The organism is Pseudoteredinibacter isoporae, from assembly GCF_040372805.1.
Lineage (GTDB): Bacteria > Pseudomonadota > Gammaproteobacteria > Pseudomonadales > Cellvibrionaceae > Pseudoteredinibacter > Pseudoteredinibacter isoporae_A.
Genome location: NZ_BAABWJ010000004.1, coordinates 63333 through 85676, shown reverse-complemented (window position 1 = coordinate 85676; position 22344 = coordinate 63333). Strand labels below are relative to the sequence as shown.

Annotated in this window: 14 protein-coding genes; 9 read left to right on the top strand and 5 right to left on the bottom strand. The window is 50.1% G+C overall.

Features of this window, described 5'->3' with window-relative positions:
• Positions 1-2 precede the first annotated feature (2 nt).
• The 7 genes from ABWW03_RS10175 (at position 3) to ABWW03_RS10145 (ending at position 12937) form a co-directional block, all read left to right on the top strand.
• Positions 3-1742 carry a cytochrome c3 family protein gene (locus ABWW03_RS10175; protein WP_353408077.1) on the top strand — a complete coding sequence of 580 codons (1740 nt, stop codon included), beginning with the start codon at positions 3-5 and terminating at the stop codon, positions 1740-1742.
• A complete protein-coding gene (locus ABWW03_RS10170) occupies positions 1739-3757 on the top strand; it encodes a heme-binding protein (protein ID WP_353408076.1) in 2019 nt (672 codons plus the stop codon). Before ABWW03_RS10175 ends, ABWW03_RS10170 begins: the two co-directional genes overlap by 4 nt.
• A 12-nt stretch (positions 3758-3769) precedes the next feature.
• Complete coding sequence (locus ABWW03_RS10165) at positions 3770-5701, top strand: hypothetical protein (protein WP_353408075.1); 1932 nt, start codon at positions 3770-3772, stop codon at positions 5699-5701.
• 78 nt (positions 5702-5779) lie between these two features.
• The gene (locus ABWW03_RS10160; protein WP_353408074.1) at positions 5780-9544 is read left to right on the top strand and encodes a hypothetical protein; all 3765 of its coding nucleotides are present in this window, start codon (positions 5780-5782) and stop codon (positions 9542-9544) included.
• 2 nt (positions 9545-9546) lie between these two features.
• Positions 9547-10857, top strand: a complete 1311-nt coding sequence (locus ABWW03_RS10155; protein ID WP_353408073.1) for a multiheme c-type cytochrome — start codon at positions 9547-9549, stop codon at positions 10855-10857.
• 12 nt (positions 10858-10869) lie between these two features.
• On the top strand, positions 10870-11883 hold the full coding sequence (locus ABWW03_RS10150; RefSeq protein ID WP_353408071.1) for a PP2C family protein-serine/threonine phosphatase: 1014 nt from the start codon (positions 10870-10872) through the stop codon (positions 11881-11883).
• Between the two features lie 169 nt (positions 11884-12052).
• On the top strand, positions 12053-12937 hold the full coding sequence (locus tag ABWW03_RS10145; protein WP_353408070.1) for an FHA domain-containing protein: 885 nt from the start codon (positions 12053-12055) through the stop codon (positions 12935-12937).
• Positions 12938-13017: 80 nt separating this feature from the next.
• Here the strand turns inward: ABWW03_RS10145 and metH are convergent, their stop codons facing one another.
• Positions 13018-16710, bottom strand: a complete 3693-nt coding sequence (gene metH, locus ABWW03_RS10140; RefSeq protein ID WP_353408068.1) for a methionine synthase — start codon at positions 16708-16710, stop codon at positions 13018-13020.
• A 300-nt stretch (positions 16711-17010) separates the two neighbouring features.
• Here metH and nfuA point away from each other — a divergent pair, with 300 nt between their 5' ends.
• Positions 17011-17610, top strand: coding sequence for a Fe-S biogenesis protein NfuA (nfuA, locus tag ABWW03_RS10135; RefSeq protein WP_353408067.1), 600 nt, complete (start codon positions 17011-17013; stop codon positions 17608-17610).
• An 81-nt stretch (positions 17611-17691) separates the two neighbouring features.
• On the opposite strand, the gene ABWW03_RS10130 is transcribed toward nfuA, so the two are convergent.
• From ABWW03_RS10130 to ABWW03_RS10120, 3 genes are all read right to left on the bottom strand, one after another.
• On the bottom strand, positions 17692-17874 hold the full coding sequence (locus ABWW03_RS10130; protein WP_353408066.1) for a hypothetical protein: 183 nt from the start codon (positions 17872-17874) through the stop codon (positions 17692-17694).
• Positions 17874-18569 (bottom strand): molybdate ABC transporter substrate-binding protein, encoded by a 696-nt coding sequence (modA, locus tag ABWW03_RS10125; RefSeq protein ID WP_353408065.1) that lies wholly within the window; start codon positions 18567-18569, stop codon positions 17874-17876. The genes ABWW03_RS10130 and modA overlap by 1 nt, the downstream gene beginning before the upstream one ends.
• 395 nt (positions 18570-18964) lie before the next feature.
• Positions 18965-19540 (bottom strand): FMN-dependent NADH-azoreductase, encoded by a 576-nt coding sequence (locus ABWW03_RS10120; RefSeq protein ID WP_353408064.1) that lies wholly within the window; start codon positions 19538-19540, stop codon positions 18965-18967.
• 169 nt (positions 19541-19709) lie between these two features.
• On the opposite strand from ABWW03_RS10120, the gene ABWW03_RS10115 reads away from it, so the two are divergent.
• Positions 19710-20600: a LysR substrate-binding domain-containing protein gene (locus tag ABWW03_RS10115; RefSeq protein ID WP_353408063.1), complete on the top strand. Its 891-nt coding sequence runs from the start codon at positions 19710-19712 to the stop codon at positions 20598-20600.
• A gap of 43 nt (positions 20601-20643) precedes the next feature.
• Here the strand turns inward: ABWW03_RS10115 and ABWW03_RS10110 are convergent, their stop codons facing one another.
• Positions 20644-21444, bottom strand: coding sequence for a leucine-rich repeat domain-containing protein (locus ABWW03_RS10110; protein WP_353408061.1), 801 nt, complete (start codon positions 21442-21444; stop codon positions 20644-20646).
• Positions 21445-22344 lie beyond the last annotated feature (900 nt).

Genomic DNA, 22344 nt, shown 5'->3' with positions numbered 1-22344 from the left:
CCATGCTTTATTTAATACGACAAACAAGAAAGACCGGGAACAAGGTTATCGATCAAAACGATAGCCAGCTTGAGGCGTCGGCAATACAGATTGGTTCTGGCGAAGGACAGTTAGTACAACTGGCCGGTGAGGACGTCGCCGCTAAGCATCTGGTTATTACGGCGCTGGATAATCAGTCAGCCAAATTTGAATGCGCCAAGAATTGCCGAGTTGACATCGACGGGCAACCGTTAAGCAAAGGCGTTCTTAACATAGGGCAGAAGCTGGCCATCGGTCGGCACAGTGTCGAGCTGGTGTCTCCGCCAGCGGGTTTCGCCTGTGCGTTGGAATTTGAAATTGACGCAGAAGTTAAGCACTCCACCAAGCAGCGTTTCAAAACAGATTTAAAAGGACTGGGTTACAATCGCAGTCTGGCTTATCTTGTTTCGGCCTTAGTTCTGGTATTCGCCCTGGGTTTTCCCTTGTGGTCAATGTACGACGCTGACGCCCGTAAAACGTTATCGAAAGTGGGCATTCCCACCGATAAACACTGGTCGAGCGGCCCTTTGATTCCTGCGCACCGTATTCCTGCGATCGGTGACGATTGCACCAGCTGCCATGCCAAGCCATTTGAAATGGTTCAGGATCAGGCTTGTCTTTCTTGCCACAGTAATACCGAACAGCATGTTCATGCTCAACATCCGGCGATTCCGGCATTTGAAGAATACCGCTGTGGCACCTGTCACAAGGAACACAATGAGCCTGCAACCATCATCATCAAGGATCAGTCTTTGTGTGTGGATTGTCACGGTGATATCGCCACGCTTGGCAATGTCAACACTGAAGATTCAGTTGCCAATGTTTCCGGCTTTAACGAGAAAACGCACCCTGAATTCCGTTTGGGCCTGTTGGGCTTCGATGGATTCAAGTGGGAACTGTCCCGCGTGCCTTACAGCTCAGAGTTGAAAGAAAATTCCCAGTTGAAGTTCCCACATGATTTGCACCTTGATGTCGATAAAGTGCAAAGCCAGGAAAGTGGTGAAGCACTGGAATGCAAATCCTGCCATGTGCTTAGTGCAGATAAAGAGCATTTTGAACCCATTACGATGGAAGGCATGTGTCGTGATTGTCATGGTTTGGGTTTTGATGATGCGGAGCCAAGTCGTCAATTGCCCCATGGTTCGCCATTATTGGTGAAGCAAACTCTTGAGGAATATTACATCCGCATGTTTGCTGATCCAGATTCAGGCGTTGAAGGCATTGACCATGTTCGTCGGGTTCCCGGAAAGCGCCGTGATCTGGAACGTTGCCAGAAGGGCGCATTAACTTGTGGCCGGGAACGTGCAGCCTTGGAGCTGGAAAATCAGTTTACGAAAACCGGTTGCATAACCTGTCACGAAGTCGAGAAAACCGAAGCCCGCCAGATTGATGGTAAACCTGCGGCTGACAGTTTCTGGACGGTGAAACCCGTCAAACTGAATAACGACTGGTTCTCTCAAGGGCGCTTTAATCACGCGACTCATTTATTGCTGCGTGATGCGCCGGTAGATGAAATTTGTCAAGACTGCCACAAGGCCGGCGAATCTTCCGAGAGTCACGACATTCTGATTCCAGGTCGCGATAACTGTCTTCAGTGTCACGATGATCAAGCCGAGCACGCCGCACCGTTGGATTGTGTGGCCTGCCACAATTACCACATACCAGGAAATCAGGCGATTTGGGTCAAACAAATGCCTGCTGTGTTGGAGCAAAAAACACCATGAGATTAAGCCGTAAAGGATTCAGTCTTAAACAATGGCTCTTAGTCGCAGCCTCACTCAGCCTGTTGAGTTGTGGCGGCGGTGGTGGTGGCGGTTCCGGTACCACACCGAATCAAGGAACCCCAACGCCACCACCCCCTCCACCTCCGGTGGTTTGTGAAGGAGGTTGTGCGACGGCGGACTCGTTCTTACGTACTGCCGAGGTCGAAACGATTGTCCAGCAGGCGGTTGCCGAAGCGAAAGCGCTGGGTGTTGCGGCGACCATTGCAGTGGTCGATCGGGTAGGGAATGTGCTGGCGGTTTACCGTACCGCAGACATTGATACCAGCAAATCACTGCTGATCTCAACCAACAGCAGTGGCCCGAGTGATATTGATGGTGGTTTGGAAAATATTGAACTGCCTATTGCTGTCGGTGCAGATGCCCTGGCGGCCATTTCAAAGGCCATCACGGGTGCCTATCTGTCTACCGAAGGTAATGCGTTCAGCAGCCGAGTTGCCAGTCAGATTGTGCAAGAACATTTTAACCCGGGCGAACGTGTTCAGCCGGCCGGCCCGCTGTTTGGCGTGCAGTTCAGTCAGTTCGCCTGTTCGGATTTCACTCTGGATAACTCAGTACAGGGTATTGGGCCCAAGCAATCACCTTTAGGATTGTCGGCCGATCCAGGTGGTTTTCCGCTCTACAAAGACAACGTCCCTGTTGGCGGGGTGGGCGTTATCGCCGGTGACTTCATTTATACCATTGACAAAGTGATTACCGATTCTGATATGGATCAGGATGAATTGATCGCATTGGCGGCCACGGTAGGCTTCGAAGCACCGGTTGATCGACGCGCTGATCGGATCACCGTCGACGGTAAAGTGTTACGCTACAGTGACGTGGAATACAGCCAATTAACGGCAACGCCAGGAGCTTCCACAGCCTTAACCTCAGGTGACGGCCAATATATTACCGTGCCCGATTACCTGGATGTTCCTCTGCGTGATGGGCGGGCCTTTGGTCAGGCGAATTCGGGGATACGGGCCGATACGAGCACTTACCCCGGTCGAGATGCATTCGTTTTTGTTGATGCGGCCGGCCAGGATCGTTTTCCACCAAGTGCCGGTTCCCAACTTACTGCAGACGAAGTGCAGGCGATCATCGATGAAGCGTTGGGTGTTGCCAATCAGGCGCGCGCGCAGATTCGTCGCCCGTTGAGCACGCAAGCTCGAGTAACCATTTCCGTTGTTGATGCCAATGGTGATGTGCTGGGTATGGCCCGTACGCGTGACGCCCCGATCTTTGGTGCGGACGTGTCTCTACAAAAGGCACGCACGGCGGCCTTTTTCTCATCAACTGGTGCGGCGGATTTTCTGCAGAATTTGCCGTTGACTCAGTACTTGAATTCGGACTTGAGCCCTAAGCGTGAAATTGATATCGCGAATTACGTCCAGGCACTGGCGGACTTTGTGGAAGATAGCTCGGCGCTGCGAAATGGCATTGCGTTTTCTGATCGGGCCGGTGGTAACTTGTCCCGACCTTTTTATCCGGACGGCGTCGATAACGCACCTCCAGGGCCGCTGAGTAAACCCGCAGGAGAGTGGAGCCCATTCTCGACTGGGTTGCAGTTGGATCTTGCAATGAATGCCGTCGTCAGCCATTTGCTGCATGTCGCCGGCTTGCAAGCTGAAGATGTTGGGTCGAATTGCGTTGGCGTTCCTTTTGGTGGGACGGCCAGTTCTGCGGCCACCAATGTGGCGAACGGTATTCAGATTTTCCCGGGCAGCGTGCCTATTTACAAAGGCAACACCCTGGTTGGTGGTATTGGTATTTCAGGCGATGGTGTTGATCAAGATGACATGATTGCGTTCCTGGGCGTACACCGCGCTGCTGAAAAGATGAATGGCAGTTTTAATAATGCTCCGCCGGAAATTAGGGCCGATACACTAACACCCAAAGGCACACGTCTGCGTTATATCAGTTGTCCTCAGTCGCCATTTATTGGCAGTGATGAACAAAATGTCTGCGCAGGAAAGTAGGGGATAGAGACGATGGCAAGGAACCGAACGTTCAATCCTGGTTTTGCTATAACTCAAACCGCAGTTTGCTCATTGCTGGTGTCCGCTGTTTTACAGCTGCCATTAGCGAACCAGGCTTATGCTCAAGCGCAGCAAACTCGACAGGAATGTGAAGCCGCTCAGGCGGCCAATACCGCCAAGCGCCGACGTCGTCCTGGCGGCCGAGTGGACTGCAGTCAGCTGCCAGAAGCCGATGACAAAATTGTTGAAACAGTCGTTGATGGCAAACCTCGACGCCGAGCTCCGGGTGCCGTGAACGATGCCAGACTGAAAGAAGAGCAAACTTTCACAGTGTTGCGTGAGGATGTGGAAGAATCTCCGGTCCCACGCCCTAGCGTTAACGATTACAAAGACAGCGTGGTTTTTCCAGATCGTTGGCGCATTGTTGAGGCAATCGGTTATACCGACAACTGGTGGGACCCCTACAATCGCAACACATTGAAAGGCGATGTACCCCTGCATGATGATTGGTTTTTTAACTTGGGGGTAATCTCCGATACGATTTACGAAGGGCGTAAGGTTGTGACACCTGTCGGCCTCCAGACCACGGCTGATGCCGGTGATATCGACCTGTTTGGTAATACCGAACAGCATTCGGTTATACAGCAGGTGGCAATGGAATTTGTCTACTATAAAGGCGACACTGTTTTTCGACCACCCGATTATGAATTCCGTTTTATTCCCGTTTTTAACTTCAACCATACTGTGGTAAATGAGTTAGCGGGCATTAATGCCAACCCTCAACGTGGCGTGCGCCGAGACGATGCTTTTGTTGGTATTCAGGGTGCCTTTATTGATGTGCACTTGCGCAATGTGTCAGACAATTATGATTTCGACAGTATTCGTGTAGGCATTCAGCCCTTCAATAATGATTTTCGTGGTTTTCTATTCCAGGACAATCAGCTTGGTGTGCGTTTGTTTGGCATTCGCGATAACAACCGGATTCAATACAACCTGGCTTGGTTCCGCCGTTTGGAAAAAGACACGAACAGTGGTCTAAACGATATCGGCGAAGCGCCACGGGAAGACGATGTCTTTATCGCGAATGTCATCTGGCAGGACCTGATTGCTCTGGGGCACTTCTCCCAGTTCTCTGTGGTGCACAACCGCAATCGCGAAGATGAGTTCTTCTACGATGTGAATGACATTATTCAACGTCCAGCGTCTCTTGGCTTTGAGCGCTTTCGTAATTATGACGTCACGTATTTGGGCTTCAGCTCGGATGGTCACTTTGGCCGTATCAACTTAACGCATTCCATGTATGCCGCACTGGGTGAGCAGAATCGCGGCCCATTCGTGAATCAGCGTACTGATATTCGTTCATTCTTTGCGGCCGCAGAAGTCGGTGCAGATTTCGACTGGGTTCGCCTTCGTGGCTCGGTGCTGTGGGCATCGGGCGATGACAATCCTTTCGATGATGAAGAAAACGGTTTTGACGCGATTTTTGAAAACCCACAGTTCGCAGGCGCTGATACCAGCTATTGGTTGAGACAGGGCGTGCCTCTGGCGGCTGGCGGTAAGGTAACGTTATCGACTCGTAATGGTTTGTTGAATAATCTGCGGGCTTCCAAGGAGCATGGTCAATCGAACTTTACTAATCCCGGTGTTCGCTTGATCGGTGTCGGTGCGGATTTTGATATTTTGCCGGAGCTGCGGGCGACGGTGAATGTGAATCAACTGTGGTTCGATCAAACCGAAGTACTGGAAGTGGCTCGCCAACAGGCAAATGTCGACGAATCTATCGGGACCGATGTATCGCTCTCGCTGATTTATCGCCCATTTATGAGTCAGAATATTGTTGCACGTCTCTCGTATGCAGCTTTATTGCCAGGAAAAGGGTTTGAGCAATTGTTTGGTGACGATACTCAGCATTCATTGTTGTTCAATCTCGTGTTGACCTATTAATTTAATGCTCCGAGTAGAGAGCCAATCAAGCCGTGAGTTGCTTGTTAACAGCAAGGAAAAAGTGATTAAGTGATGGGAATGGATAAAGCCATGTGCGCAAAAACTGTTTTCAACCCGGACAATACGGTTCGGAAGCGGCTGTCAAAGCGGTTTCTGATGTTCAGTTTGCTGTTACTTCCCTCCGTTGTTTGGGCGGTGGGTGGCCCAAAACCGGTTGAGCGTGATTATGTTACTGCGGCGAATGCACCAGCCTCACAGAGCCCGGAAATGGTGGCTCAGAAAAACGAAGGCTGTGTGAGTTGCCACACCGAGTCCGACAGTAAAAATATGCACAACAACCCAGCGATTCAGTTGGCTTGTGTGGATTGTCACGGTGGTGATTCCAGTGTGATGCGCCAACAGGAAAGTCCTGGTGATGAAGGCTACGCACGTTTGCGTGAAAAAGCGCACGTTTTACCGCGTTATCCCGATCTTTGGAATTACCCCAGCTCGGCTAACCCAGAACGCACCTACGCCTTATTGAACAAAGAATCCCCGGAATTTATTCGGTTTATTAACCCAGGTGATCTGCGTGTCGCTCGTGAATCTTGCGGCGCCTGTCATATGAACATCATTCTGGCCTCCGAGAGAAGCCTGCACGCAACGGGGGCCATGCTCTGGGGCGGGGCCTCTTATAACAATGGCATCTTGCCGTTTAAACAGTACTTATTGGGTGAATCCTACAGCCGAGATGGCGAAGCCACGTCCTTGAGCAATCCAACGGAGGTAACACCAGAAATGGCAGCGAAGGGTATTGTTGCTGCCTTGTACCCACTGCCGAACTGGGAGACGGTACAACCCGGTGATATTTTCCGAGTGTTTGAACGCGGTGGCCGTAACATTACCAACCTTTTTCCAGAAACCGGCATTCCCAACAGCCTGGGCCTGATTCAACGTTTGGAAGAACCTGGTCGCCCCGATTTCCGACAGTCGAATCGTGGACCTGGAACCGGCGCACGTATTTCTGTGCCGTTGATCAACATTCACAAAACCCGTTTGAATGATCCCTTCCTCTGGTTTATGGGCACCAATGATCAACCGGGTGATTACCGCCATTCTGGGTGTACGTCTTGTCACGTTGTGTACGCCAATGACCGTGACCCGAAACACTCTGGGCCTTACGCGAAGTTTGGGCACGAGGGTAAAACACAGACCGTTGACCCCACCATTCCGAAGAACGAGTCAGGGCACCCGTTGACCCACCAATTCAGTCGTGCGGTTCCCAGCAGCCAATGCATGATCTGCCACATGCACCAGCCGAATATGTTTATGAATACTTATCTCGGCTACACCATGTGGGACTACGAGTCCGATGCCCCAGCTATGTGGCCAGAGGAGCAACAATATCCTTCGGAAGCAAGAAAGCGTGAGGTTTTGGATCGTAACCCCGAAGGTGCAGCCCCTCGTGGCAAGTGGGCGGATGTTGAATTCCTAAAAGAAGTGGCGTCCTTAAACCCTGAATTGAACGACACCCAGTTTGCCGATTATCACGGCCACGGTTGGAACTTTCGCGCCATCTTTAAACGGGACCGCAAAGGTAATCTCTTGGATGCGGAAAACAATATTGTTTCCGATGAAGATCCCGACAAGTTTAAGAAAGCGGTGCACATGTCTTCTATTCACGCGGATGTAGGCATGCATTGTTCCGACTGTCACTTCGCTCAAGATAACCATGGTAACGGCCATATTTATGGTGAAGTTGCTGCGGCCGTTGAAATTGCCTGTATCGATTGTCATGGTAGCGCCGACCGCTATCCCAACTTGTTAACGTCCGGCCCTGCAAAATTGGGTAAGGGTGCGGATCTGTCAGTATTGCGAAACCCCGATGGTCAACTGCGTTTCGAATGGATGGACGGCAAGCTGATTCAGCGTTCATTGGTCACCCCTGGCTTGGAGTGGGAATTAAGCCTGGTGAAAGACAGCGTGAGCAAAGGGCATCCGGGCTATAACGAAAAGGCTGCGCGCGCTAAGTTGATGTCAAAGGATACCGCCAAGCAGAATTGGGGAGAGGATGTTCCTGAAGAGGAGCGTGCGCATACCTATGAAAGCATGGAGTGCTATACCTGTCATACGGCTTGGACGACCAGCTGCGGTGGTTGCCACTTGCCGATTGAGGCGAACGCAAAAACCGAGCGCCACCACTATGAAGGCGGTGAGACTCGAAACTACGCAACCTATAATCCGCAAGTTTCCCGCGACCAAATCTTTATGATTGGTAAACGTGAGCAGCATAAGGGCGGAAAGTATGCACCGATTCGTTCAACGTCTGCACTGGTGTTGTCCTCCACAAACTCGAACCGCGAGCGAATTTACATTCAGCAACCGCCGGTAGCCTCAAGTGGGTTCAGTTCCCAGGCGATCAATCCGCATTTCCCACACACTGTGCGGAAAACAGAAACCAAAACCTGTAGCGATTGCCATCTGGCGAACACTGAAGACAATAACGCCATCTTCACGCAGACTCTGGGGGTAGGCACCAAGTTTATTGACTTTGTCGGTCGCTTTGCCTGGGTTGGCGGCGATGGCGAAGTGGTGGGTGTTGAAGTGACCGAGTGGGATGAGCCGCAGGCGGTTCGTGGCAGCTATTTGCATAAATACGCTTACCCGGATTGGTATAAAACCCACCAGGAAGCCGGCCAGAAGTTGGCCAATGGTTACAATCACAGTTCCGGTCGCAGCGCCTGCTTACAGATGCGCGGAGAGTATCTGTACACCGCGGCAGGTAAACAAGGTCTGCGCGTTTTTGACATTGCCTCGATCGACAACAAGGGGGTATCGCAGCGGATTATCTCAGCACCGTTTAGTCCGTTGGGCCACAATCCGAATGTACCGAGCAAGAACGCCACCTGTATTTTGATGCCAACGACTCAGCCCGTTGCTCCGGCTCGAAATGTCGGTGAATTGATGCGTGTGACCAATATGGAACAACCCATGCATCCGTTGTATCACTATGTCTTTGTGACCGATTCTGAGGAAGGATTGATTCTGGTTAACATAGACACTTTGTCCGATGGCGAGCCGCGTAATAATTTTCTTGAGCGTGCTTTGACATGGAACGAAAAGGGCATTCTTAAGGGGGCTCGACATATCAGTATAGGCGGCCACTATCTCTACATCATGGCGGACGCCGGTTTGGTGATCGTGGATATCGATCAGCCCTTAAGCCCGAAAGTGGTATCGGTCACACCACTGAACGATGGTCGAGCATCGTCAGTGCAATTCCGTTATCTGTTTGTGACTGATGCTGATGGTTTGAAAGTAATTGATATCACAGATCCTGAGAAGGCCCATGTGGTGCAAAACAACACCATTCCATTAGCGGATGCCCAGAAAGTGTTTATTGCTCGTACCTATGCCTATGTTGCGGCGGGCCGTGAAGGCTTGGCAATTATTGATATAGAAAAGCCCACACAGATGAAAGTCACACAGATGTTCACTGCTGATGGAAAACTGGTGGATGCCCAAGACGTTGTCGTTGCGAGTACGAATGCCTCTTTATTTGCTTACATTGCTGATGGCCGCGGCGGGATGAAAGTTCTGCAGTTGACCTCACCGGAAATTCAGCCGAAGTTCTATGGCTTCAGTCCGAAACCCAATCCGCACCTGATTGCCCATTATCAGACCGAGAAACCTGCGTTGGCATTGTCCAGAGCCTTGGAGCGTGATCGTGCGGTGGATGAAACCGGTGGCCAGGTTGCAGTATTTGGACGCCGTGGTTCGAGACCGTTGAACAAAGAAGAAATCAACAAGCTCTACAAAGATAAATCCGGCAAAGTCTGGACCGTAAAAGACAAAGAAGATTAAGCATGAAAATAAGTATGTTAAGACTGCCCACTTATCTCTTTGGCCTTCTGATTCTGGGAAGCAGCGCTGCTGTGGCCGAGGACAATGTCATCACCGGGCCACATAAACACATGGGGGTTGCGACGTGTGCCTCCAGTGTTTGTCACGGCAAGCCGGCACCCGATGCCAATTCCTATGCCTTACTCAATGAGTACCGCACCTGGAGTCGCGAAGATTTGCACTCCAAGGCGTACAAGATTTTGTTTAACGACGAATCAAAGCGCATGGCCAGAAACCTCGGCTTGGCGTCTGCGCATACTGCTGATCTCTGTTTGGATTGTCATGCCGATAATGTTCCCCAGAGTCAGCGCGGTCCCAAGTTTGTGATTCGTGACGGTGTAGGTTGTGAAGCTTGCCATGGTGGCAGTGAAACCTGGTTGGACAGCCACTATAAAAAAGGGGTGAGCCATGCCGATAATCTGAAGGCGGGCATGTACCCAACCGAGTCGCCAAAGCCCCGGGCGGAAATGTGCTTGTCCTGCCACCTGGGCACCAAAAATAAATTCGCCACCCACCGGATTATGGGTGCAGGTCACCCACGTTTGGCGTTTGAATTGGAAACGTTCACAGCGAACCAACCCGCGCACTATGTGGTTGATGAGGATTATCTTGAGCGCAAAGGGCAGATTGAATCCGTAACGATGTGGGTCGCTGGTGTGTATTACACCGCCAAACAAACCCTCGAGTTGTACAACAGTCATTTATTAACGGCGAATGGCTTGATTCCAGAATTGTCCTTTTACGATTGCCACGCCTGCCACCACCCAATGGATAAGAAAAACTGGCAGCAAACCAGCATTGAAGTGGGCTTGAAGCCAGGCGACTTGCGTTTAAATGATGCCGCTTTGCAAATGCTGATTGGCATCAGCTTTATACGTGATCAGGCTGCTGCTCAGGAATTGCTGACCCTTTCTCGTGGCCTGCACGTGGCATCGCGAAAAGACATTGCTACCTTACGAGCCGCTGCCAACCGTCTGTTAACGCAGCTCTCCAGCATAGAAGATGTCCTGCTCAGTAAAAACTACAATCGCAATGAAATCAGCGAGCTTCGCAAGCGCATATTGAGTAAAAGTGCTGCGGGTCAGTATCGTGATTACACCAGTGCGGAGCAGGCTTTCCTTGCTGTTGAAACCCTGACCCTCGCGCTCAATCAGAGCGACAGCTATGCCAATCTGATGGACAGCTTTTACAGCTCACTCGCCAGTGAGTCTGCTTTCCAACAAACTCGCTTTGCCGGTGTGGCCCAGCGTTTACTCTCAACCATGTACCCATAGTGAGGTGAATCAGTGCTTAGAATCGTAGGATGCACCCATACCGGTCGAAGGGAGCTAAACGAAGACTCTTTTCTTGCGGATGATGAATTGGGGCTCGCGGCGGTTGCCGATGGTATGGGAGGGTATTCCTCGGGCGAGGTGGCTAGCGCCATTGTTGTATCCACTCTTTGGAATGATCTAAAAGAAGGCCAAACCGACCTGGAAAAAGCGGTTGCCAATGCTCACCTTGAAGTGAAAAAAGGCGTCTTGGATGGGCGAGGTGGCGCAGGCATGGGCTCCACAGTGGTTGCGGCCAAATTCGACGGTGCACGCTTTGATCTTGCCTGGGTAGGTGACAGTCGCGCTTACATCTGGGACGGGCATGAGCTCACCCAGATCAGTCGCGACCATTCTTATGTTGAATCCTTGCTGTCGCGAGGCATTATCAATGCGGAAGATGCGAAAACCCGTAACGATCGTAATTTGGTTACTCAGGCACTCGGTGCCGAAGCGCTCGTTGAGTTGGACATTGGCACCTGTGAAGGGGATTTATATCAAGGTGAGTTATTGTTGCTTTGCAGCGACGGTTTAAATGATGAACTGGGCGGTTTTGAAATTGCTCGCTTGCTTCACGACAACGCCGCCGAGGGCCTGGAAGTGTGCTGCGAGCGTTTGGTTCAGGCCTCATATGATGCCGGCGGCAAAGACAATATCACCGTGATGCTTGTCGCTAATGACATGCCTGTACCCGAAGCCGCCAGGCTCGAATGTCGAGCAGTGGAAACACACAATCTCTCTGGCCACAGCGAATATTATCCTTTGGATGTGCCAAACGATGGCGCTTATATTACCAGCAGCGAAAGTGTCACCGAGGAATTTTCAACCACGCAAGTTTATGCCGTGAAACCCAAAAGCCAATTAGACTACGATGCGCTCGAAGATCACGTAGGAAATGGCATTCCTGGATGGCTAATCGGCCTCATTATCGCTATTTTGTTGCTGGGAGCGGTTGGGCTATTAGTTTATTTGGGTATAATTAGCTTCTGATGAAATAGCCAGAGCTGATACTCAGGCGATTTGCTAATCGGATCGTTGAGTGGGTCGTGCAGAGCGACAAGCTGTAGTGTGTAAACGAGCGCATTCATACTGTTTTCATAATGACGCGATAGATTACACGGTTTGTATTGGATGTAAGAATAAGTAAAGGTCGAATACGATGGTTGAGTGCACAAGCGACAACTGTAAATTAAAGAATCCTCAAACTGGCGAGCTTCTGTCTTTGGGAGCATCCACCATTCTGGGTCGCAGCGACGACTGTGACATTGTTCTCAAAAGCGATATTGCCTCTCGCCGGCACGCCGCCATCGAGCTGAAAGAAGGCGATTTGGTGCTCAGTGATCAAGGCTCCAGCAATGGTACCTTCCTGAACGGTGAAAAATTAAGCGCTCCAGCCAGTCTGTTCGACGGCGATATTATCGTTATCGATACGGACACTTTTAGTGTTATCTCTCCCAATAAGCGTGAAGCGGAAGCGGATATCCCGTCGGTATGGTCTGAAGGTGAGGGCCTGGAAAGTGCTTCGCAAACCCAGATCGTTTTCGACGTGGAGCGTTCAGCAGCGGTTTCCGACTACATGGCCGGCCGTATTGAGATTCCACCATTGGGTGAGGTTCCGCGTCTGGTGGGCTTGTCTGATGCTGTTCGTGGTCGTATCTATGAGCTACAGGGCGATCAAAGTACCAATATCTGGCACCTTGGCCGGTCTGAAGAGGTCGACATTGTGATCGACGATGGCAGCGTTTCTGGTAAACATGCCCAATTAGTGAACGATGGCGTTCTGTGGAAAATCGTTAATTGGATGTCCACCAATGGCACTTTCGTGAATGATAAGAAGGGCTTGTCTACCTTCCTCAAGTCTGGTGACATTATTCGTTTGGGCTCAGTGGAGTTTGCCTTTGAAGCTCGTTTATCCGGTGCGACCGCAAGCAGTAAACAGGCTGCACCAGCGGCGGCTGAAGGTTCTTCGTCCAAAACCGGTTTGATTATTGGCGTTGTGGCGGTGTTGGTAATTGCGGGTGCCGCTGCCGCGTTTCTGCTGTAAATCAGCTGAAACGGCTTAAATAAAAAAGGCCGCATAAGCGGCCTTTTTTATTGCGCGGTAAGACGCGTTTGAGGCTTATTTCAGTAGGCCAGGTTGGGGCGAATCCATTTCTCCATATCATCCTGGCTGATTCCTTTACGCTCCGCCAGAGACTGCACCTGGTCTTCCTGAATTTTACCCACGTTGAAGTATTTACTTTCTGGGTGAGCAAAATACCAGCCCGAAACTGAGGCCGCAGGGGTCATGGCAAAATGGGTGCTCAAAGCAACGCCGATATTTTCTTCCGCGTTCAATAATTCAAACAGGAAAGCTTTTTCACTGTGATCGGGGCAGGCTGGATAACCCGGAGCAGGGCGTATGCCTTGATAGCGCTCTTTAATTAATTCTTCATTGCTCAAGGTCTCATCCGCTTGATAGCCCCAAAAATCTTTGCGGACGCGCTGGTGCATATGTTCAGCAAATGCTTCAGCAAGGCGGTCTGCCAGTGCTTTGACCATAATTGCAGAATAATCATCGCCTTTGGCTTCATAATCTTTGGCAAGCTCTTCGGCACCGATGCCAGCGGTGACACAGAAACCGCCGATATAATCCTGTTTACCGCTGCTCTTAGGCGCAATAAAATCCGCCAGGCTGATCAGCGGCGGTTCGGCCACATCGCGGGTTGCCTTGATCGCCTGCTGGCGAATAGGGTGAATGCTACCGAGTACTTCACCTTCGGCGTTGCTGAACTCAATATCTTCGTTATTAACTCGATTGGCAGGCCAAAGACCAATGACGCCTTTGGCTTTAAGGCGCTTATTCTCAACCAGGTCTTTTAACATCTCTTGGGCATCGGCAAACAGGGTTCTTGCCGCTTCGCCGACAATGTCATCATCCAAAATGGCAGGGTATTTTCCAGCGAGGTCCCAGGAAATGAAGAAAGGCGTCCAGTCGATGGTGTCGAGTAACGCTTCCAGAGGGTAGTCATCAAAGACTTGGCTGCCGGTGAAACTTGGTTTGACCGGGGTGAATGAATCCCAATCCAGCTCAATACCGCGCTCTTTACTTTCCTCGTAGGTTACGACCTTGCCCTGGGGTTTGCGTTTAGCCGTTCGTTCGCGAACTTTTTCATACTCTGCTTTAATTTCGTCAAGATAGGGCGCTTTGTCTTTAGACAGCAGTTTGCTGGCGACGCCCACTGCGCGAGACGCATCGGCCACATAGATTGCCTGATCCAAATCGAATTCCGGGTCAATCTTTACGGCGGTATGTGCTTTGGAAGTGGTCGCACCGCCAATGAGCAGAGGTTTCTGAATGTTCTGGCGCTGCATTTCCTTTGCCACCGTGACCATTTCATCCAGCGAGGGGGTAATTAATCCGGATAAGCCAATGATGTCGCAGTCTTTCTCAACCGCAGTTTTTAAAATATCCTCACAGGGCACCATAACCCCGAGATCAATCACTTCAAAATTATTACACTGCAAAACAACGCCAACGATGTTTTTACCGATATCGTGAACGTCACCTTTAACTGTCGCCATTAAGATTCGGCCATTACTCGTGGCGCCATCGCTTTTTTCAGCTTCAATATAGGGTTGCAGATAAGCAACAGATTGCTTCATCACGCGAGCTGATTTCACAACCTGGGGCAGGAACATTTTACCCTGACCAAACAGATCTCCGACGACATTCATGCCGTCCATCAGCGGACCTTCAATCACATCAAGAGGGCGAGTGCTGGTCTTGCGGGCTTCTTCGGTATCTTCTTCGATAAAGTTATTAATACCCTTGACCAGAGCATGCTCCAGACGTTTGGCTACGGGCCAACTGCGCCATTCAAGGTTTTCCGTTTTAGTGGCAGAGCTTCCATCACCGCGATACTGATCGGCGATGTCCAGCAGAGCCTCGGTCGCCTCGTCACTGCGATTCAGAATAACGTCTTCAACTCGATCTTTTAATTCCGCTGGCAAATCATCGTAAACCGCCAGTTGTCCGGCATTCACAATGCCCATGTTTAGGCCTGCCTTAATGGCGTAATACAAGAACACAGAATGAATGGCTTCACGCACGGGGTTGTTTCCACGGAAAGAGAAAGACACATTACTAACGCCACCCGACACGCCGGCGTGGGGCAAGTTTTTGCGTATCCAACGCGCCGCCTCGATAAAATCCACCGCGTAATTGTTATGTTCTTCAATACCGGTGGCGACGGCGAAAATATTCGGATCGAAAATAATGTCTTCGGGTGGGAAACCTACTTTGTCGACCAGCACGCGATAGCTGCGCTCGCAAATTTCAATTTTCCGCGCAAGGTTATCGGCCTGTCCGTCAGTATCAAAGGCCATAACGACGACGGCAGCACCGTAACGCATGCACAGTTTGGCCTTGGCGATAAAATCTTCCTCGCCTTCTTTCAAACTGATCGAGTTCACCACGGCCTTGCCTTGAATGCACTTCAAACCAGCTTCAATCACTTCCCATTTGGAAGAGTCGACCATGATTGGTACGCGCGCGATATCGGGTTCGCTGGCAATCAGATTCAAAAACTTCACCATGGCCGCTTCGGCATCGAGCATGCCTTCGTCCATGTTGATATCAATTATCTGTGCACCGTTTTCTACTTGTTCCTGTGCTACCTCCAAAGCGGTATCGTAATCTTCTTCGATAATCAGACGCTTAAAACGAGCGGAACCGGTCACATTACAACGTTCACCAACGTTAACGAACAATGAACTCTTTTCGATGTTAAAAGGCTCGAGTCCGGCCAGGCGACAGGCAACATCCCACGATGGAATGTTACGGGCAGGGTGCTTGGACACCGCCTCGGCGATGGCTTGAATATGCGCGGGTGTGGTACCGCAGCAGCCACCAATAATATTGACAAAACCGCTGGACGCGAATTCTTCAACAACCTGTGCCATATCCTCCGGGCTTTCGTCGTACTCTCCAAACTCATTGGGCAAGCCGGCGTTAGGGTGTGCAGACACATAGCAATTGGCAACCCGGGACAGTTCTTTCAAGTAAGGGCGCAATTCATCGGCACCCAATGCGCAGTTCAGGCCAATGGATATGGGTTTGGCGTGTGCCAGAGAGTTGTAAAACGCTTCCGTCGTTTGTCCCGATAAGGTTCGTCCGGAAGCATCGGTAATGGTGCCGGAAATCATAATCGGTAGAGACTGGCCAACCTCATCAAAGTATTCCTGTACCGCAAATACCGCAGCCTTCGCATTCAGTGTGTCGAAAATGGTTTCGATCAGAATCAGGTCAGCACCCCCGGCCATCAGAGCTGAAACTGATTCGCGGTAATTTTCAACGAGTTGGTCAAACGTTACGTTTCGTGCAGAGGGGTCATTTACATCCGGCGAAATGGAGCAGGTGCGGCTGGTTGGGCCAATAACCCCGGCAACATAGCGAGGGCGCTGCGGGTTCTTTGCTGTAACTGCATCGGCGGCTTCTCGCGCAAGCTTGGCGGATTCAAAATTGATCTCATAGGCCAGCTCTTCCATTTTATAATCCGCCATGGAGATCTGGGTGGCATTAAAGGTATTGGTCTCGATAATGTCGGCACCGGCTTCTAGGTAGGCGGTGTGAATATCTCGAATAATGTCTGGTTGAGTAATCGACAATAGGTCATTGTTACCTGCGACATCCAAGTGGTAGTCGGCAAAGCGCTCGCCTCGATAATCAGCCTCTTGCAGCTTGTAGCCCTGAATCATGGTACCCATGCCGCCATCGAGCATGAGGATCCGCTCTTCTAGAGCTCGGTGTATATCGGGGCGTTGTGACTGACTCATTCTGTGTTTCCTTTAAGACCGCTTGTTCTGACCTAATAGGCCGGCAGTTTGTTGTGTATTGCTGTGGCTATGCTAGTGCGCTTTGGCGATTCAGGCGAGCCAATAGCGACGGTAATTTAGCCTCGCATTATACCTATATCAAAATATTTCGATATAGGTTTTCAATTCTAAGCTTATATCGACTCTATGGCCGTTCCAGCCGTTTGGGAAACACCGGTGCAGCCAATGGTTTTTATATGGGGCTGCATGATTTAGAATAACCGACCGTGAGATTAAGGTATTAAGCAAGAGCCTGGATTTATGAGTGATACACCCGTAGTAGATGTCGACTTTACGCCTTCGGCGCAGAGTTACCTAGCCGAACTATTGTCGAAACAGGATTGTGAGGGCATCGGTATTCGCATGTTTGTCTCCAATCCCGGTACGCCCCAGGCTGAAACCTGTATCGCCTACTGTCGCCCAGGCGAAGAGCAAGAGGGCGATATCCCTATCGCTCTGGAAGGGTTTACCGCCCACTTTGAAGGCCGTTCGATTCCATTTCTGGCGGAAGCCAAGGTGGACTACTCGGCGGATAAAATGGGCGGCCAGCTGACGATTCGAGCGCCTAATTCAAAAATGCCGAATGTCAGCGACGACAGCCCCCTGGAAGATAAAATCAACTACGTTCTGTACAACGACATTAACCCTGGTTTGGCTTCCCACGGTGGTGAAGTAAGCCTGGTTGAGCTGACTGAGGATAAATACGCGGTTCTGCGCTTTGGCGGTGGTTGCCAAGGCTGCGCATCCGTCGATATGACTCTGAAAGACGGCGTAGAGGCGACGTTGAAAGGTAAGCTGCCAGAACTGGCTGGGGTCCGCGATATCACTGATCACAGTGACCGCTCTCAAGCTTACTATTGATCATTGCGAAATGCGTTTCGGGCCTGTACCCCACAGGCCCTGTGCTTTACAAGCACTCTGGTGTCTGATTAAGGCGCCGATTCAGCTTGCGGGAACCAGAAACAACCAGGATTCTCCGCTGTCCATATCATGCATCACATTGTCGACTACAAACTGCTCGCCTTCGATGATCAGTTGTTCACCAATGGTGACCGGGTTACGAAACAATTGGTCTTCGTAGCTGTAGCTGTCTTCTTTATTGACGTGCAAATGGTAGATGTACATTAAGACTCCTTCGTACTTATTGCTTTTGTTGGGGCCAGATAACCGTCTTTCTCGATAATAAGGTGGGCTTCAGGGCTCTGCAAATATTCCCAGAAGGCACGAGCAGCCGCATTGCTGCCTGCGCGTTTTAACAATACCGCATCCTGGAGAATCTTTGGGTGCAGGCTGCGTGGAATTTCCCAGGAGGGTTGCCGTTCGCTCGAGGGTAGGGCAAGCCATTGTGACCGAGCGATAAAACCCGCATCAACTCGCCCGATACGAGCAAACTGGAAAGCCTGGGCAATGTTTTCTCCCTGTACAATATGGCGCCGCTCTATGCCGCCCAGAAATACGCTGGCGGCACGTCCATAGGGCGCCAACCTGGGATTGGCAATGGCGAGCTTGAAGGGCTGGGAGCTTGCTTTCAAGCGGTTGATAAACTCGGCGTCGAGTTGCTGGTGCTTTTTGTTGACCGACCAGAGAACAAGGGCACCTTCCGCGTAACTGAAACGGCTGTTGGCGAACGCCAGCTTTTCTGTAATAAGCTGCGCGGGACGTTCTTGATCGGCCGATAAGAACAGATCAAAAGGCGCGCCGTGGCGAATTTGCGCGGCAATTTTGCCACTCGACCCCAGGACAAAACGTACGTTATGCCCGGTTTGCTTGCTAAAGTGTTTGCCCAGCGTTCTCGCTGTGTCGGCAAAATTGGAGGCCACAGCAACTGTTGTATCCGGTTGGGACCACGCGGAAAAACATGATGATAAAAGTAAGCTAAACCAGAATACTCGAAGTCGTGACATTGTCTTACGTAAGGCGAAAGAGAGTTAGGCGACTACGGTAACAAAAATTGACGGCAGAGGCAGCAAAGGGACACTGCGTGTGACGTTTAAATGATTGAATGAAACCGAAAACAAAAAAAGCCGCCTGTTATTCTGGCGGCGCAAGGGTCTTAGGGTGTTCGCTGTTACTGATTAATCTAGGTCAAATAACAGGGATATGCAAAAGTCGTTGATGAATCAAACGACTTTTTAAGGGGCTTTCTTCGCCGCCAGTGATTTCATTGTTCAGGCATTGATCAATGCAATGCAGTGTCCATTGTTTTTTGATCAACTTATGCCAAAAGCTGATCAATTTGTTCACGCCCCGAAGCCAGAATGGCCGCTTGATCACCCTTTGAGCCACTGGCGTCAATATGATGAATCTCCTGAATGCCGAGAAAGCCACAGACCTGCTCTAGATATCGGCTACAAAAATCGTAGTCACTGCCCACCGGAGTACCGCCGGTCGCGGTGATAATGTAAGCCTTCTTGATGCCTGTCAGTCCTTCGGGGCCTTCGGCGGTATAGCGAAATGTCTCACCTGCGCGACAAATGGCATCAATCCAGAGCTTCAGGTACGCCGGGACACTGAAGTTGTACATGCCGGCGCCAATAACCAAAGTGTCAGCGGACTTAAGTTCAGCAATGTACGCCTCAGATTGGCGGTAAAACGCCTGCAGGCTTTCACGCGGTACATCATTCCCGTCTTTAAAGTCCATTAGGTCTTCAGCACTGGGCACCAGGGGTGGGTTTTGAGCCAGATCCCGGTGTGTGCTCGCCTGAGCCAGCTTTTCCACCAAGTACTGTCCGAGTTGACGGCTATTGGAGTTGTCGAATTGAGCGCTGCTGTCGATATGAAGAGTGGTCATTGTGTTTGCCCTTGTCTAAGTATCAAAATAATTGGATGTATAATCGATAATAAATTTTGCTTTAACTGGCTTAATTTCAGCCTTGAAGTGTATTTTAGAGGTTTAAATCTTGAGAATAAGGCCTTAAGTCTGTATAAAATGTTCAAAATTATTGAATAATTGGGTTGCCATGAAAGTTAGCTTAAACCTTGAGATCTTCGAAATTCTGGACGCTATTGAGCGGCGAGGCAGTTTCGCTAAAGCGGCGGAGGAACTGGATCGGGTGACATCGGCGGTATCCTACTCGGTCCAGAAACTGGAAGAACAGCTGGATATCGTGATTTATCGGCGCGAAGGCCGCCGCTCTGTATTGACGCCGGCCGGGCGCTTGCTGCTCGAAGAGGGGCGACACTTGGTACATGCAGGAAGCGATCTGGTAAATCGCGCAAAGGAGGTCGCCAATGGTTGGGAGGCGCGACTTACCATCGCCGTAGAGGCTCTGCAATCCTATCCAGCGTTCTTCAAGGTCTTGGCTGAGTTCATTGATGAGCATCCGAGCATGGAGATTGATGTTCGAGAGTCGGTTCTTAATGGCGGCTGGGATGCATTGATCCAGGGACAGGTGGATTTGTTGATTGGCGGACCAGGGCCGGTTCCTGTCAACCAGGGTATTCGCGCTGAAGCCTTCGGCACCGATACTTTGGTGGAAGCCATCTCCGCCCATCACCCCTACGCTTATGTGGCGAATGATCCGAAAGCTTTAGAGCAGTTGGAGTCCAAGCTGCGCCGTGTGGTTTTGCATGATACTTCTGTTGTAGACGTTGCTCGTAGTGCTGGATTGGGCGCGGAAGCCCAGCGATTTTATGTTCAAACTATGGAGCAGAAATTAGAAGCCATTCGAGCGGGAATTGGTATCGGTTTTGTGCCGTATCATCGAGTCGCGCAGGATTTAGACTCTGGTGAACTGCTTAAGCTGTCGAGGGAAACCGTAGACAATCAGCACTATTTGGCGTGGAAACTCAGCAATCGGGGCCGTGGCCTGCAGGAATTGTCTCGGCGCCTAATGGCGTTGTCACAGTAAGCAAGAGCGTGCAGCTTGAGTGCTTGAAGCATTTCGAGACCCCTTATAAAAATTTCCTTGCGAAGGATGTATTCACAAACATTAACATGATGCTGGCGAGTATATACAAGGCCACAGGAGGCAGGGTAGGTATAACACTGGGTGTCGTCGCTTGCGCCGTTAACAGTGTGGGTACGATTCCCTGAATGGCCGCACCGGGCCAACCCACAGCTGACGCATTGGTGTATTGAATAGTGCTTAACGAAGGATTGTCAAAAAACACCGTCGTACCCAGCGTCGGCCGATTCCCCTCAAAAAGTATTGAGCTTAAATCGTTAGTCCGAAAGGCATGAGAATCAATTGACGTTACGCTCGCTGGTATAGTGACGGTGGTCAAAGTGTTGCTGGAAAAGGCAAGGCTTCCAATGGTCGTGACACCGTTTGGGATTGTGACTGAGCTTAGGTTGTTAGAAAAAAAGGTGCCGGTTTCAATCGTGGTCAGATTGTTCGACAGGGTGATCGATGTCAAGTCGCTGTTTATAAAAGCTCCGCTACCAATGCTCGTTACGCTGTCAGGAATTACGACAGAGCCCAGGTTGTTCGATTCGAATGCGTTTGCGCCAATCTGAGTGATGCTGTTTGGAATGGTAACGGATGTTAATCCAACACCGGAAAAGGCATCATCATCAATACGAGTGACGGTTGTTCCACCATTTTGATTGGGCACGGTAATCGCAAGTCCATTACAAGCGATGCAGCCGGTCACCGTATCTGCAGGGCCGAAGGTGAAAACCTGCGCGTTAACTTCCTGGGCGGCGCAAAAAATATAAATCAATACGATGTGAAAAAATGAACGAACGGACATTGGCTTATCCTGTTGTTTGATTCATTCTTAATAAAAAGCGTAGTTTGATCATATCAGCTTTTCAAAATTATCATTTTGACTAAACCATAATTGCACTTTCCATTAACGATCAGATATAAAGTTCCCGATTTAAATTTTGTTTTTGCGAGAGAATTGTCAACTATAGGAATTAGTGTGGGTGTTGTTGTGTAAAGGTTTCTGTTGACGCTATTGATGAGTCGGTAGGGTTCTATTTTTATCGAACTGTTTTTGATTTTACAAATTTATTCAGAATCAAAAATCAAGCCTGGAGTATTTTTAAAAAATATATTTAAGCGTGATTTTTGATTGTCTTTTCCGGCTTTATGAGACTGACATGGTGGCGCTCGTAAACTCGAGTCTAATCTTATAAAAACAAAGCCTACCTGGATGGTTGTATCGGTTCCTTCTGAGACAAGAATCAGAAGGGTAAAGGGGGGCTCTGATGAAAAGCAATGTGATTGTCGGGTTTTTGTATGTTGAAGAACACACATGCAGGCTATGTCTTTTTAAAGGCGGAGCTGTCCTGAAGAGGTAAAAGTGGGCTGATTTGCCAAGTGGGTCAATGGGTAACATTACCGGCCGTAAAGCTTAATTGACCGGTCATTTGTTGATATGGAAAATGAATGCTGACACAGAGAAGAGTAATCGTCTTTCATGATCTATACTGGAGCAAAGTATTTAACTTAATGCTTTTGCATTAGACGTTTAAGCTGAGAGGTGGCCTTTGTAGTTTAAAGGTTGCCCCAGGGCCGAATGGAATAAAAGATGCCGGAGGAGGGGGATACGAGGTAAAATTTGTCTCGAAATACCACTTTTAAATCAATGTGTTATTGTGTTTTAAAATCTGTTCTCGAAGCCTATTGCAGGTTTTTGTTGGTT